Here is a 13902-nt window from a genome sequence, read left to right as displayed (position 1 = left end):
CACTTATTTTGGAACCACGAAGTTCTCCATATATCGATAAATCGCATAAGCAACCCCATCATCATCATTTTTAAGGGTTGTCGTTGTACAAACAGCTTTTATGACATCTTTCGCATTTCCCATCGCTACGCTGTATTCAACTTTCTCGAACATGGATAAATCATTGTTGCTGTCACCGATTGCCATAGCCTGATCTAAGGAGCCATTCATCAAAAAAGCCAATTTTTCAAGAGCCATTCCTTTTGAAGCCCTTTTACTAGTAATTTCAATGTTGTGATCAGCAGATGAAACAACCATCAGCTCATCAAACTGTTTGAATTTGTTCCATGCTTCCGCTAATTTTTTTTTATCAAAAGAACATGCCAATATGTTATAGAATTCTTCCTCCTGTTTTAAGATATCATGATAGCTTTCGACTAAAACATATCCAAACTGGTCAAATTGCCTTTCCGCTACTTCAACTAATTCTTTCATATCTGCATTCAAATCTGCGTTCTTCAAACTTTTAATCTCATTTTGGAAATGTTCTCTACCCTTTTTAAGAGTATAAATGGCTTTATCAGTAAACACTTCGTAATAATAATTCCTTTCATCTAACCATTTGAGAATTGATTCGACAAGATCTTTAGTTATCGTAATAGAAGAAATGCACTTTCCGCTTTTGGAATGAGTGGTTGCACCATTTGTCCCGATTACAAATGGGGAAATCCCTACTTTTTCACAAATTGTTTGAACGTCAAAATAAGCCCGTCCTGTTGAAATGACTACTTCAAAGCCTCTATCTTGGGCATATTGAATCGCCTTTATATTTTCTTCGCTAATTTCATTCTCGTCGTTTAATAATGTTCCGTCTAAATCTATCGCAATGAAACTCATGCTAATATCTCCTTTTCTCGTTCTATCTATTAGATTCTCTTTCTAGTTTTTTTTACCTGCTATCAATAAAAATCGAATTAAAAAAGAGAGTACCCCCTCTTCCATCCCGATATGTCCCATTATCGGCTATGCTTGAATCCAATTGACTTCCTCTAATTTTGAATGATTTCTCCATTCCTCTGGAAATGGTTGCTCGCAGACAATCACATCGACTTTTTCTAGAGGACAAACTTTACTAAATGTGTCGACACCAATTTTAGAGTAATCCGTTAGCAAAATAACTTGCTTTGATACCTCGACCATCTTGCGTGAAACTAATGTTTCATGTAAATGATAATTACTAACCCCATTTTGAATGGTAACACCACCAGCTGAAATGAACGCTTTATCAATATTAAATTGATTTAACATTTGTTCAGTGAGACCGCCACTTATAGATTGATGCTTAGGATCAATTTGTCCTCCTAGTAATAGAATTTGTCCTGTAAACTTATTTTCATTGAGTAATTCGGTTAACACAGACGACACAGGAAGAGAATTGGTTAAAACCGTAATGTCTTTTTTATTTTCAATGCACCGCGCAAATTCAAGCATGGTTGTCCCTACATCAATGGCAATCACATCTCCGTTAGATACGAGTTCCACTGCTTTTTTCCCAACCTGGATTTTCGCTTCTTGATTCACCGTTGTACGCTGTGTAAATGGAGGCTCCTCAAATTCAAAAACTGTTTTAATCGCTCCACCGTAAACCCTCTTTAAAAGTCCTTTTTCCTCTAACATCATCAAATCGCGTCGAATCGTTTCCTCTGAAACATTAAATTGATCAACTAATTCCATAACTTTTACTTTTCCCATTTTGTTAAGTTCTTTTAAAATTTCATTCTTTCTTTCTTCTGGCAAAACAGACATATTTCTCCCCCGTGATCATTAAGAATTTATAAAATAATGCATTCTTTCTTCGGTACAAGAATTTGGACGCGTTCTCCTAGTTCAAACGTTTTCCCTCGGTGGTGAAGATAATCTACAAGGAAAGCGGACTCCTCTGTTTCCACTTCATATCTTAAAACATTCCCTGTCATAGAAACATCTTTAATAAACCCTTTAATTCCCCAGTTCTCTTGTATATCCAAGCCATCCTCACCAACAGAAACTAATTGTAAAACTTCAGGACGAATGGCGACTTCATTCCCTATTAATTCTTTGCTGCGAACAAGATTATGGAAAACTCCCATTTTACAAACATTATAATTTCCGATGAATTTTGCAACAAATGTATTGACTGGAGACGTATAAATTTCTGATGGAGAACCGGATTGTACAACTTTTCCTTTATTCATGACAAAAATCCGATCAGACATCGTCATTGCTTCTTCCTGATCATGAGTAACAAAAATTGTTGTAATATCTAATTCTTTCTGTATTCTCTTTAATTCTTTTTGCAAACTTTTTCTAATTTTAGCATCCAATGCGCTTAACGGCTCATCCAAAAGCAGAACTTTTGGCTCCATGACAAGCGCACGGGCAAGAGCAACCCTCTGCTGTTGCCCGCCAGATAACTGATGAGGATATGAATCTTCTTTTCCTATTAAATCAACCATATCAATCATCTTTTTCACTCTTGATTTAACATTTTTCACCTTCTTCATTTTAAGGCCGTATGCTATATTATCAAAAACGGTCATATTCGGGAAAAGCGCATAAGACTGAAATACCATACCGACCTCACGCTGACGCGGTGATAAATTAGTTATATCTTTTCCTTCAATTAAGATTCTACCTATATCAACACCTTCAAGCCCCGCAATGGAACGTAACAATGTACTTTTTCCGCATCCACTTTGCCCAAGAAGGGTAGCAAATTCCCCTTTTTTTAATGTTAAAGAAATGTCATCTAGAACGACTTGATTTTCATACCCCTTAGTCACTTGATCGATGGTTACATAGCCCATTATTTTTCACCTTCTATAGCGGTATTTTTACTACAGTATTGTTTTTTAAAAAATGAAAGAATACGCTTCTTATTTGACACGACACGATTTTTTTCGTTTCTAAACGTAAGTTTTAATACAGTCCCCGTTAAAAGTAAAATCAGTGAATAATAAGTAATGACAATTGCACTTGTTAAGTGACCACTGCTGTTTAGTTTGTCGGCAAGATAAATTTGAATGGTTTCAAATCGGCCCCCGACAAGCAAATTGGCAAAAGCAAACTCACTAAATAAAAGAGCGACTGATAATAAGGTAGACACTAAAATACCAGATATAATATTTGGAAACACCACTGTGCGAAACGCCTGAAATTTTGTGGCACCGAGTAATTCAGCTGCATCAACAAGCTGCACGGCATTAATCGTACGAAGACTGCTACGTATACCTTGATACATAAATGGCAGAATCGTTATGAAATAAGCTCCGATTAAAATCCAAGGTGTTCCGGCAATGTGAATCGGTCCATCTGAATATACCTTGATTAATCCTACAGCTCCAACAATGGGAGGAATTCCATAAGGAAGCATGGCTGCTGCTTGAAGTAATCCTTCCCATTTACTGAAATATACCGTGATGATAAAAATGGTCGGAAGCATAATAACAACACTAAGACCTACAGACATGACAATTAAAAACAGCGTTCGTCGAAAAGCATCATAAAACCGTTCATCTTGAAATAATTCAATATACCATTTCATTGTATAACTCTCAGGTAAAATGGTATGATCCCATTTTCCGGCAATCGAGAATAAAAATGTTCCTACAAGCGGAATTAATAAATACATGACTAGTAACCCAATAATCACTTTATGAAAAGTCAATGAAGGTTTCATCGTAAATCCCTCCTAATGCGGCGCATCATTCGTTCATTGAACCACATCGCCCCTATCATTGTCGCTGCTAGAAGTACTCCCATCGCACTGCCTAGCTGCGGCTTTAATGCAACGTCACTTGCAACTAGTGAGGCAATTTGCAATGACAATAAGTTATAGTTGCTGCCTACTAATGCATAGGCTGTAGCGTAAGCCCCCATCGAATTAGCAAACAAAATGCTGAATGTACCTACGATACTAGGTAAAAGAACTGGAATCCCAATGTGAAGCCAAAATGATAATGTTGACCCTCCTAATAATGAAGAAGCTTCTTTCCATTGTTTCTTAATTCCTTGATAAGACGGGTAGATGAGCATAATAGCAAGCGGAATTTGAAAATATATATAAACAAGAATGAGGCCTGTCCATGAATATAAATTAAAATCCGCAAACACATCCCCACCAATCTTTGAAAAAAGCAACGTAAACAACCCATTGTTTCCAAGCAAAATAATAAATGAAAATGAAAGGGGAATCCCCTCAAAGTTCGACGTCATATTGGCAATCATCAGCAATCGATTTTGTATTTTTTGTGAGAACTTTGTAATCGAATAGGCTGCAATGACCGCTATAATCACAGAAGTTACAGCGGAAAATAAAGAAATGACAAGGCTATTCTGAATGGCTTGCAAGTAAAATTCACTTTTAAATATGGTGAGATATTGATCGATCGTAACTTGAATTCCATCGTCAGCATAAAAACTATTTTTAATCATTGCTACTAATGGTCCTAATTCAAATCCAATCACAAACAAAATAAATGGCAGTAAAAGAGCTAATAAGTAAATTTTTTGTTTTTTTATTTTTCGCAAGACTTCTCGCTCCTCTTTGTTCTCTAACAATTTGGGAATTGGTTCAACAGTAAGTTCGGTAAACCAATTCCCGTCAACCTTCATTCTTCATTTTATTTTGAAATATTGTATCTACTTTAAAGGGTATTTTTTTCTTTCAAACCTGGAAGTTGATAGGAAACCATTTTATTGGACGGCTCTATATTTAAAAGTTCACAAACGAGCGGTGCAAAAGCTAATTGCGGAACCACTTCACTATAAACGCCAGGCTCAACTTTTGGACTCATGATAAAGAGCGGTACATCACGCTCACCATCAGTTATGCCGCCATGGTTGCCATATTCACTCATGCCATGGTCAGATGTAATTAAAATGTGGTAACCTTCTTTGATCCAAATTGGTAAAAGTTGTGCCAACAAGCTTCCCATTTTCAAGATTTGTTCACGATATTCTTTCGATTCCGAACCGAACATTTCTCCTTTTACATCTACACCGAGCGGATGAATATATAAAAAGTGTGGGTCATGCTTTCTGCGCAAAGCTTCTGCATCCATTAACACATGACTGTCTGGATAGTCATCATCCCAATAAAATTTTCCATATTGAATCGGCTTAGACTCATCCTCTTGCTCACGATCTTCAATAAAATGGAATGGCGCGCGATTGTAAAGTTCGCTTACCCAGTAATAAGATACCGTTCCGTTTCTTAAGCCGTTTTCTTTCGTAAGATGAAAGAGACTTTTCTCAGTAGATAAGCGCACGGCTTGATTGGACGTAATTCCGTTCACTGATGCCGGTGTACCCGTTAGTAACACTTCATATAATGGACGGGAAAGACTTGGGAGTTCCGACTTTACTTTGTAAAGTGCTGCCTGATTTGTTTCAACTAGATGTTGAATAAATCCAAGTGTCTCACATGCTTTATCATATCTCATACCATCAACTACAATTGCTATTACTTTATTTGACATGGACTAACACCTCTTCTTGCCAAAGCTGTGGTAATTTCTTGGCCGTTTCTTCCCAAGCTTTGTAATCTTCAATTGGTTTTGCATTTTTGTACTGTTCTTCTGGAACCATTTTTTCAGCTACTTCTTTCGGTAGTTCTACATCGCGAATTGGACGGGCAAATCCTTTAGCTAAGTTTATTTGGCCTTCATCGCTTAAGATATATTCTCTAGCTGCCATTGCCGCATGCGGATGCTTTGCATTTTTGTTAATAATAGTTGCATAGCCGCTTACGACTGAACCTTCACTTGGAATCGAGACTTCAAATTGATCACGGTTAATCTGGTCAGCGTAACCAAGAGCATTGAAATCCCAAACAAGGGCAACTTCCACTTCCCCTTTTTCGATGTTAGCCGGCTTGGCATCAGTTAAGCTAAGGCGGCCTTGCTTGGCAAGCTTAGCAAAAAAGTCAATTCCTGGTTGGAGATTTGTTTCATCACCGCCGTAAGCCTTAGCGGCAGCAAGAACGGCCATTTGGTTCTGTGTACCACGCTGAACATCTCCAACTGTTACTTTATAATCTCCTTTTAATATGTCATCCCATGATTTTGGCGGGTTATCTACTAATTCTTTATTAGTTAAGAATGCAATCGTTCCTTGGTAGCCAACAACCCAATCTCCATTGTCATCTTTTGCCCAGTCAGGTACCTCGTCCCAATAGGAAGTTTTATATGGCATCGTTAATTCTTTTTGTTCCGCGATGGGCCCAAAGGAAACCCCTACATCGCCGATATCAGCTGTTGCATTCTCTCCTTCCGATTCCATTTTGGCAATCTCTTCGGCACTGGATAAATCTGTATCATTGTGTTCCAACGTATATTTTTTCATCACTTCATTCCACGTTTCTCCCCAGTTAGCCCATGAATCAGGCATACCGACACTATTAATTGTCCCCTCTTCTTTTGCCTTTGTTTCAATTTCTTTCAGGGTTAACGAACTTGGATCCTTAATAACTGGAGCAGCCTCCTCATTAGTAGCTCCACAAGCAGCTAATCCTAGTACACTCACTCCTAACATCACAGCTTGAATAGACTTGTAACAATTCTTCTTGAATGTGTAATTCATAAAAAGTGCCTCCATTTAATGTGGAATTATTAATGTTTATTACTGTTTATTACGGTTTAATCATAATCATTTAATATAAATCCCACATTAATCCAATGTTAAGATTTTGTAAAGCGGTTCTTTATTTGTCCAATTCATCATCGGCTTTTATGTTCATACAATTGAAAAGGATAGCTTTTTAATAGATTCGCGGGATTTGGTAGGTTGACATTTTGCATCGTATCGATGGCAAGCTCCTTTGCTTGTTTTTTATTCAATGAGGTATGGGACCCAACCGTTTCAACAAATTGATTGCCAATTGTAAAAGGTAAACACTTTATTTAAATAAGCACAGCTTTGAGTGCATGTACCCGAAAGTCTACCGGGCTCATGCCTTTTAATTTCTTCAGTTACCCAATCAGCCCTTTGCGAAAAAATGGTATATGACAGCAATGGTTTAAGACAAGGGGTGATGAAGTATCCGTAAACGGTGGATCATTTCTGCAATTGTTGGATTATTGCTTATTTTATTAAGTGTAATTGCCTTCAATTATTTCGAGAGCGAGAAAAAGGAAAAAATGCGGAAGCCAAGGAGTCCAAAATTCCTGAGGTGCAGGAATATGGCGGGATCCATCTAGAACAAGTCGGCGATAAGGTCCGCCAAAAAAATTGGGGAACATTCACATTACTAGAAACGAAGTCCATTAATGAGTCATTTGAATTGGCACCAATGGTCATCACAATCAAGGATATCCGCAGGATTCAATTGTCTTCACTCACAGATGAAGCAAAGGAGGAGCTCAAGTCCTATACGGGATTGAGTTTTGAAGAGGCCTATTCGATATATTATAAAGAGAATATATCCATGGAGGAAATCGATCAACGGGCTGCGTTGTCTAAAACGGATATTGATGAAAAGGTTCCCTATCTAGAGATAACTTATTCCGTGGAAAATAAAGATTCGAAGGAACTTCAGTTCTTCAGAATGGAAAATGTTACTTTAATGATGATCTTACATATGATGTGCCTTCTAAAAATTTCATCCATTCCGGGGATACATTTATGGGGACAAAAAAAGTAAGCCGGTCAGATTACCAACCAGGAGAAATAAGAAATGGCACAATTGGCCTTTTGGTTGATCCCGAGGAAAACTTCGAACGGCTCGATTCATTTGCATTCACTACCGATGATATTGCGGATGGTGAGTCTCATGAATTTTTGGTGGAGGGGACTTCATTTGAAATTCCCCTAAAAGGAAAGTAGTTTTATAGTCTATAAAAAAATGATGGAAAACCCTAAATAAGGGGAACCTCGAATAAAGGTTTCACTTATTTAGGGTTTCATATGAGTTCCCTAACAAAAAATGAAATGCTTAACTCTCCCCGACAGTAGGGCTCTGTGTCACTTCCTCCATTAATATTCTGCGCAATATTTTCCCTACAGCTGATTTTGGCAGTTTCTCCCTGAACTCAAAACTTCGCGGCACTTTGTATCTGGCCAATCGTTGCACGCAAAACTCCCTGATTTCTTGCTCCGGAACTGACTTTCCTTTCTTTAAGACAATGGCCGCTTTTACCGTTTCCCCACGGTATGAATCCGGAACCCCATATACACATGTCTCTTTTACGGCTGGATGCTGATATATAATATCTTCAACTTCGATTGGATAAACATTATAACCGCTTGCAATGATCATATCTTTCTTCCTGCCTACGATATAAAAATATCCTTCTTCATCCATCGTCGCGATATCCCCAGTATAAAGCCATCCATCCCGCAAAGCCGTTGCCGTTTCCTCTGAATTTTTCCAATATCCCTTCATTACTTGCGGGCCTTTAATGATCAGTTCGCCTCTTTCACCTGCTGTCAATTCATCAATGCCTGTTTTCAGGTCGACGATTTTAGCGTCGGTATTTGGGTATGGAATTCCGATACTTCCTGGCTTTTTCTGCCCTATGACAGGATTGCGGTGGGTAGTGGGTGAAGTTTCCGACATTCCAAACCCTTCCAATATCGTGACCCGTAATTTTTTTTCGAACTGATGGATGATTTCTATCGGGAGCGGGGCTGAACCACAGCTGCAGTACTTAAAGCAGCTTAAATCGTCCGCCGTTAAATCCGGGTGATTCAGTAAAGCAATATACATGGTCGGGACACCTGGAAAAATGGTTGGCCGATGTGATCGAATCAAATCCACCACCTTGTTTATTTCAAATTTCTCTAATGTGATAAAAGTCGATCCGGCATATATGGCACTATTCAATCGTCCATTACCAAATACATGGAATAATGGGGTCAATCCAAGCATCCGTTCCCCAGGCCTTTGGAGTTGAAGGGCATTTGCCGTAAAGGCAAAGTCTTGATAAACATTCGAGATCAAATTAAAATGCGTGAGCATGACCCCTTTTGATTTCCCTGTAGTCCCCCCTGTATATTGAAGTACAGCCACATCTTCCTTCGGATTGATGTCCCGAGCAGGAAGTTCATAATCTTTGCTTGATATATCCGTTCCAGTTTCCATTAATTGTTCAGCAGATATGAACATTAACCTATCAGCAAAACTTGTTAGCACTAACTTTTCCCGTTGTTCCTCACGCCCAATGAACCAATTGGCTTCGGAATCGCGTAATATATAATCCAATTCACTCGTCTGATACAGTGGGTTCACTTGAACGACCACACCTCCCAAACGATGAATGGCATAATAGGCAATGATATATTCTAGACAATTTGGCAGCATGATTGCTATACGATCGTCTTTTTGAAATCCACGGTTGTCTAAATTCACAGCAAAACGATCTGAGGCATCCTTTAATTCCATATATGTCATTTCCCGATCCCCATCTATTACAGCTTTGCAGGTTGGATAAAGTCGGGCTGAACGTTCAAGTAGTCCATATAATGACAATACAGGAATGACAATTTCAGCAGGGGTTTCTTTCGGATAAAATCCATGCCAAGTTCTGGTCAATTTTTTTCACACCTCATTTTTTTCAATTAAGATGGAGCATAGTCATTTGTCAGCCAACTTGATCAAACTTGCCTCATTTATCTCGAATGATTTTAAAAATCCCTGTTCCCTTTGCAATTGTGTTGCCTGCAATATCTTTTATTTCTCCTTCAGTAAAGGCAATTTTGTATCCTTTTTGAAGGACTTTTGCTTCCGCAAATAGTTCCCCGCTCGATATGCTGGCTAAATAATGTACAGTTAAGCTTGTCGTAACGACTTTGGATTTGGTAACGGAACGGGTCACCATTCCTAGAATGGTATCCAGCATGGTAGCATGAATGCCCCCGTGCAGAGTTCCATTAACATTAAGCAGATGTTCTTCAATGTTCAACTTTATCGTAACATTCCCTTCTTCAAACCGAATGATTTCAAAACCTATATGTGAAAAGAATGCACTACTTTCGAATTGATTCCGAATATCTTCCACTTCAACAGGCAATCTTCCTCCCCCTCACTTTGGCGCGATTCAACTTATATACGGAAAGGAGCAGAAACGTATGGGGTTTCCACTCCTTAATCGTTGGCCTATACCGCTTCGATCATGATAGCCATTCCCTGTCCGCCGCCAACACAAAGTGTAGCAACACCAAATCTTTCTTTCCTGCGAATCAGTTCATGAATTAGCGTTGTCACGATCCGGGCGCCCGTCGATCCGACTGGGTGTCCAAGAGCGATCGCTCCCCCATTTACATTAACTTTGTTTTCATCTAGCGATAAATCCCGGATTACTGCCAATGCCTGTGAAGCGAACGCTTCATTTAATTCGAAAAGCCCAATTTCCTCTACTTTTTTCCCGGTGCGCTCCATAAGTTTTCCGACTGCTGGTACTGGACCAATTCCCATCACTTCTGGAGAAACTCCCGCGGTCGCCCAATCGACAATCTTAGCGATCGGTTGTATTTGTAACCGTTTCGCTTCACTCGCCTTCATTAATACCAATGCAGCAGCCCCGTCATTACGGCCACAGGCATTCCCTGCAGTGACGGTTCCATTTTCCCTGAAAGCGGGTTTTAAGCTTGCAAGTTTTTCCATTGTGGTTTCCGGACGTGGATATTCATCCGTTTCAATGGTAACCGTACTCTTCCTGTCAGAGACTTGAACAGGAACGATCTCATCCTTGAACTTTCCTTCTTCTATCGCTTGCGCCGCTCTTCGTTGACTTTCCACTGAAAAGGCATCTTGTTCTTCCCTGGAAATGCTGTATCGTTGTGCGACATTTTCAGCGGTAATTCCCATCCCTAAACTTTTTCCGTAAATTTCTTGAGGCTGCTGTCCAGCTTCTGTATTGGAATCCACTAGCTTGGTCCTGTCTCCTCCAAAACGGGCACTTCTTAAATAAAGCGGTGCGCGGCTCATGCTTTCCGTACCGCCGGCAACGACTATATTTGCCTGACCTGAAATTACCTGCTGTGCTGCTGAGGTGATGGCCTGCATTCCAGATGCACATAACCGATTTACCGTAAAAGCCGGTGCAGACTCGGGAATCCCTGAGCGCAGAGCTGCCACTCTCGCGACATTCGAGGATTCGGTCGTTTGCCTAACCTCCCCGAAAATGACTTCATCCACTTGTTCTGCTGCAATATTCGCTCGCTTGATCGCTTCTTTGATCGCTATGCTCGCCAAATGACCGGAGCTAATCTCTTTAAATGCTCCACCGTACCTTCCAATCGGTGTTCGAACAGCACTAACGATTACGATATCTTCTCCCATTTCGTTCCTCCCCCTTGAAAATCCAGATTCATGGGCACAAGACTACCTGCCCGAATAAAACAGTAAACACTCAACACTCTTCCAAGACATTCCTCGCTATGATTAAACGTTGGATTTCATTCGTTCCTTCATAGATCTTCGTTATGCGGGCATCCCGATAAAAACGTTCAACTGGATATTCAGCCATATATCCCATTCCGCCATGAATTTGAACCGCTTTATCCGCGACCCGATTAAAAACGTCTGAAGCGAACAGCTTTGCCATTGATGCTTCCTTTATCACTTTTTTTCCTTCATCAATCTTTTGTGCCGCCATCATCGTCAATGCTCTTGCGGCTTCCGTTTCGGTTGCCATATCAGCAAGCATCCATTGAATCGCTTGGTTGTCCGAAATTGGTTTGCCGAATTGAATGCGCTCTTTTGCATATTTGGCTGATAATTCAATCAATTTACCGCTTGATCCCACTGATCTTGCAGCCAAACCTACACGCCCTTCACCTAAAATCTTCAAGGCAGAGATATATCCCATTCCAACTTCGCCGATAACATTTTCTTCAGGTATGATACAATCCTCGAAAATGACCTGTGAAGTATATGATCCCCTTAACCCCATTTTTTTGTCCTTTTTGCCGACAATTAAACCAGGAAAATCTCTTTCTACTAAAAAAGCTGTAATCCCTCCCTTTGCTCCTTTATCTTTATCCGTTAAAGCAAATACGGTATAAACATCTGCTATCGGCCCATTAGTGATGAAATGTTTCGTCCCGTTCATCACCCAGTAATCACCCTTCTTTTCTGCAGTTGTTGCCAAATTGGTTGCATCAGATCCCGCTCCTGGTTCAGATAAAGCAAAGGCGCCAATTTTCGTGCCTGCTGCCATTTCAGGCAAATATTTTTTTTTCAAATGTTCGGATGCAAGTTTAACCAGACCTGTACTCCCAATCCCGGTGTGGGCGCTTATTAATGAAACGAATCCATTATGGGTCCTTCCTAACTGCTCTAATACGGTTGCCTTTCCAACTGCATTCAAGCCAATTCCACCGTATTGTTCTGGAATGCTTATCCCGAATAAGCCAAGGTCTTTTGCTTTTTCCACCAAATGCTCCGGGATTGCATCTTCTTCCTCAATTTGTATGGCGTAGGGCTCCACTTCCCTTTCAACAAAATTACGGATCATTTCCTTCATTTGCTGCATTTCCTTGGTTAAAGTGATTGTCATCATTTCATTCCTCCTTAGTTCTGTTCATGAATAGCCTTTTACAAGTTTTCTTCATAGGGCATATAGGGCTTTATCAATTAATCATTCAATGGAATTCATTGCAATCTGGTAAATTGGAGTCCTCACTCTTACAAAATCAGGCTTCACGTTCAATGATCGTAGCAATTCCCTGCCCGCCTCCAATGCAAGCTGTAATAAGAGCAAACCTTCCGGCAGAACGCTTCAATTCATAAACCGCTTTCGTAATGAGGATGGCACCCGTCGCACCCAGTGGATGTCCATGTGCAATGGCTCCCCCGTTCACATTCACTCTTGCGGGATTCATATCAAGCTCCCTATTGCAAGCAATGACTTGAGCGGCGAAGGCCTCATTAATTTCAATGATGTCCATCTCATTTAAAGAAAGACCTGATTTCTCCATTACCTTTCTTATAGCGGGAACTGGTCCTATTCCCATATAATTCGGATCTACCCCTGCAACGGCCTGTGCCCTTATCGTCGCTAAAGGCTTAATCCCCAATTCCACCGCTTTCTCCCTCGACATTATGACCAGGGCCGATGCGTCATCATTAAATCCCGAACTATTGCCTGCAGTCACGGAACCGCCTTCTAAAAACGCAGGTGATAATTTGGCTAGCCCTTCTTTCGTTATTTGCGGACGTGGATGTTCATCCAATTTAAATTCAATATCGTCGCCTTTTCTGACGGGAATGTGAATAGGCGCAATTTGCTCATTGAAGCGGCCCTCTTCCACGGCTCTGGCCATCTTTTTTTGGCTTTGTAGAGCGAATTCATCTTGTTCTTCCCTGCTGACCTCATATTTTTCCGCTAAGTTTTCAGCCGTAATTCCCATCGGGGGATCGCCAATCTCTTTTGGGGACAACCGGGATTTTCTGAACTGCGGCGGCTTTGCACTGTATGCTTTTTCCGGACGATCCATCAAGTATGGCGCCCTGCTCATGCTCTCGACCCCACCGGCGATATAGACATCGCCTTCGCCTGCACGAATCGCTTGTGCAGCCAAGTTGACAGCATTTATTCCCGAGCCGCATTGACGGTCGACAGTCAGTCCCGGAAGATGAATCGAGAGGCCTGTTTCCAGCGCCGTTAACCTGGCAATGTTTCCACCTCCGCTTAACACATTCCCCATGATTACATCATCTATCATTCGGGGTTCGACATTCGCCCGTTTTATGGCTTCTTTCATCACTACTGCTCCAAATGCGTGGGCGGGAACCGATGCAAGTGCACCTCCCTGTTTTCCAATTGCTGTTCGAACTGCAGAAACTATGACGGCATCTCTATTCATTTTCCCATCCGCTCCTTTTCCTTTTTTAACACCCATTAGAAAGCAATCCTTCATTTCACTAGTTTCATTGAATGT

14 protein-coding genes are annotated in these 13902 nt (G+C 40.5%); 2 read left to right on the top strand and 12 right to left on the bottom strand.

Annotated features, from left to right (window positions below; genetic code table 11):
• Positions 1-3 precede the first annotated feature (3 nt).
• The 7 genes from QNH43_RS11210 to QNH43_RS11180 all read right to left on the bottom strand — a co-directional run bounded on the left by QNH43_RS11210 (position 4) and on the right by QNH43_RS11180 (position 6600).
• Positions 4-876, bottom strand: a complete 873-nt coding sequence (locus QNH43_RS11210; RefSeq protein WP_283917879.1) for an HAD family hydrolase — start codon at positions 874-876, stop codon at positions 4-6.
• 126 nt (positions 877-1002) lie between these two features.
• On the bottom strand, positions 1003-1785 hold the full coding sequence (locus QNH43_RS11205; RefSeq protein ID WP_283917878.1) for a DeoR/GlpR family DNA-binding transcription regulator: 783 nt from the start codon (positions 1783-1785) through the stop codon (positions 1003-1005).
• Positions 1786-1811: 26 nt separating this feature from the next.
• The gene (locus tag QNH43_RS11200; protein ID WP_283917877.1) at positions 1812-2825 is read right to left on the bottom strand and encodes an ABC transporter ATP-binding protein; all 1014 of its coding nucleotides are present in this window, start codon (positions 2823-2825) and stop codon (positions 1812-1814) included.
• Complete coding sequence (locus tag QNH43_RS11195) at positions 2825-3697, bottom strand: ABC transporter permease (RefSeq protein WP_283917876.1); 873 nt, start codon at positions 3695-3697, stop codon at positions 2825-2827. The genes QNH43_RS11200 and QNH43_RS11195 overlap by 1 nt, the downstream gene beginning before the upstream one ends.
• The gene (locus QNH43_RS11190) at positions 3694-4548 is read right to left on the bottom strand and encodes an ABC transporter permease (protein ID WP_076368878.1); all 855 of its coding nucleotides are present in this window, start codon (positions 4546-4548) and stop codon (positions 3694-3696) included. Before QNH43_RS11190 ends, QNH43_RS11195 begins: the two co-directional genes overlap by 4 nt.
• 116 nt (positions 4549-4664) lie before the next feature.
• On the bottom strand, positions 4665-5498 hold the full coding sequence (locus QNH43_RS11185) for an alkaline phosphatase family protein (RefSeq protein ID WP_283917875.1): 834 nt from the start codon (positions 5496-5498) through the stop codon (positions 4665-4667).
• Positions 5488-6600 carry an ABC transporter substrate-binding protein gene (locus tag QNH43_RS11180; protein WP_283917874.1) on the bottom strand — a complete coding sequence of 371 codons (1113 nt, stop codon included), beginning with the start codon at positions 6598-6600 and terminating at the stop codon, positions 5488-5490. Before QNH43_RS11180 ends, QNH43_RS11185 begins: the two co-directional genes overlap by 11 nt.
• 589 nt (positions 6601-7189) lie before the next feature.
• On the opposite strand from QNH43_RS11180, the gene QNH43_RS11170 reads away from it, so the two are divergent.
• Together QNH43_RS11170 and QNH43_RS11165 are read left to right on the top strand one after the other, a co-directional pair.
• Positions 7190-7660 (top strand): hypothetical protein, encoded by a 471-nt coding sequence (locus tag QNH43_RS11170; protein ID WP_283917873.1) that lies wholly within the window; start codon positions 7190-7192, stop codon positions 7658-7660.
• Positions 7642-7842, top strand: a complete 201-nt coding sequence (locus tag QNH43_RS11165) for a hypothetical protein (protein WP_283917872.1) — start codon at positions 7642-7644, stop codon at positions 7840-7842. Before QNH43_RS11170 ends, QNH43_RS11165 begins: the two co-directional genes overlap by 19 nt.
• 109 nt (positions 7843-7951) lie before the next feature.
• Here the strand turns inward: QNH43_RS11165 and QNH43_RS11160 are convergent, their stop codons facing one another.
• The 5 genes from QNH43_RS11160 to QNH43_RS11140 all read right to left on the bottom strand — a co-directional run bounded on the left by QNH43_RS11160 (position 7952) and on the right by QNH43_RS11140 (position 13827).
• The gene (locus QNH43_RS11160) at positions 7952-9550 is read right to left on the bottom strand and encodes a long-chain-fatty-acid--CoA ligase (RefSeq protein WP_283917871.1); all 1599 of its coding nucleotides are present in this window, start codon (positions 9548-9550) and stop codon (positions 7952-7954) included.
• Between the two features lie 73 nt (positions 9551-9623).
• Positions 9624-10028: a PaaI family thioesterase gene (locus QNH43_RS11155; RefSeq protein WP_283917870.1), complete on the bottom strand. Its 405-nt coding sequence runs from the start codon at positions 10026-10028 to the stop codon at positions 9624-9626.
• An 86-nt stretch (positions 10029-10114) separates the two neighbouring features.
• The gene (locus QNH43_RS11150) at positions 10115-11299 is read right to left on the bottom strand and encodes a thiolase family protein (protein ID WP_283917869.1); all 1185 of its coding nucleotides are present in this window, start codon (positions 11297-11299) and stop codon (positions 10115-10117) included.
• Between the two features lie 70 nt (positions 11300-11369).
• On the bottom strand, positions 11370-12518 hold the full coding sequence (locus QNH43_RS11145; RefSeq protein ID WP_283918337.1) for an acyl-CoA dehydrogenase family protein: 1149 nt from the start codon (positions 12516-12518) through the stop codon (positions 11370-11372).
• Between the two features lie 136 nt (positions 12519-12654).
• On the bottom strand, positions 12655-13827 hold the full coding sequence (locus QNH43_RS11140; protein ID WP_283918336.1) for a thiolase family protein: 1173 nt from the start codon (positions 13825-13827) through the stop codon (positions 12655-12657).
• Positions 13828-13902: the final 75 nt, after the last annotated feature.

The organism is Peribacillus simplex (assembly GCF_030123325.1).
Taxonomy (GTDB): domain Bacteria; phylum Bacillota; class Bacilli; order Bacillales; family DSM-1321; genus Peribacillus; species Peribacillus simplex_D.
The sequence above is the reverse complement of the archived record's forward strand: the minus strand, read 5'-3'. Positions and strand labels throughout refer to the sequence as shown.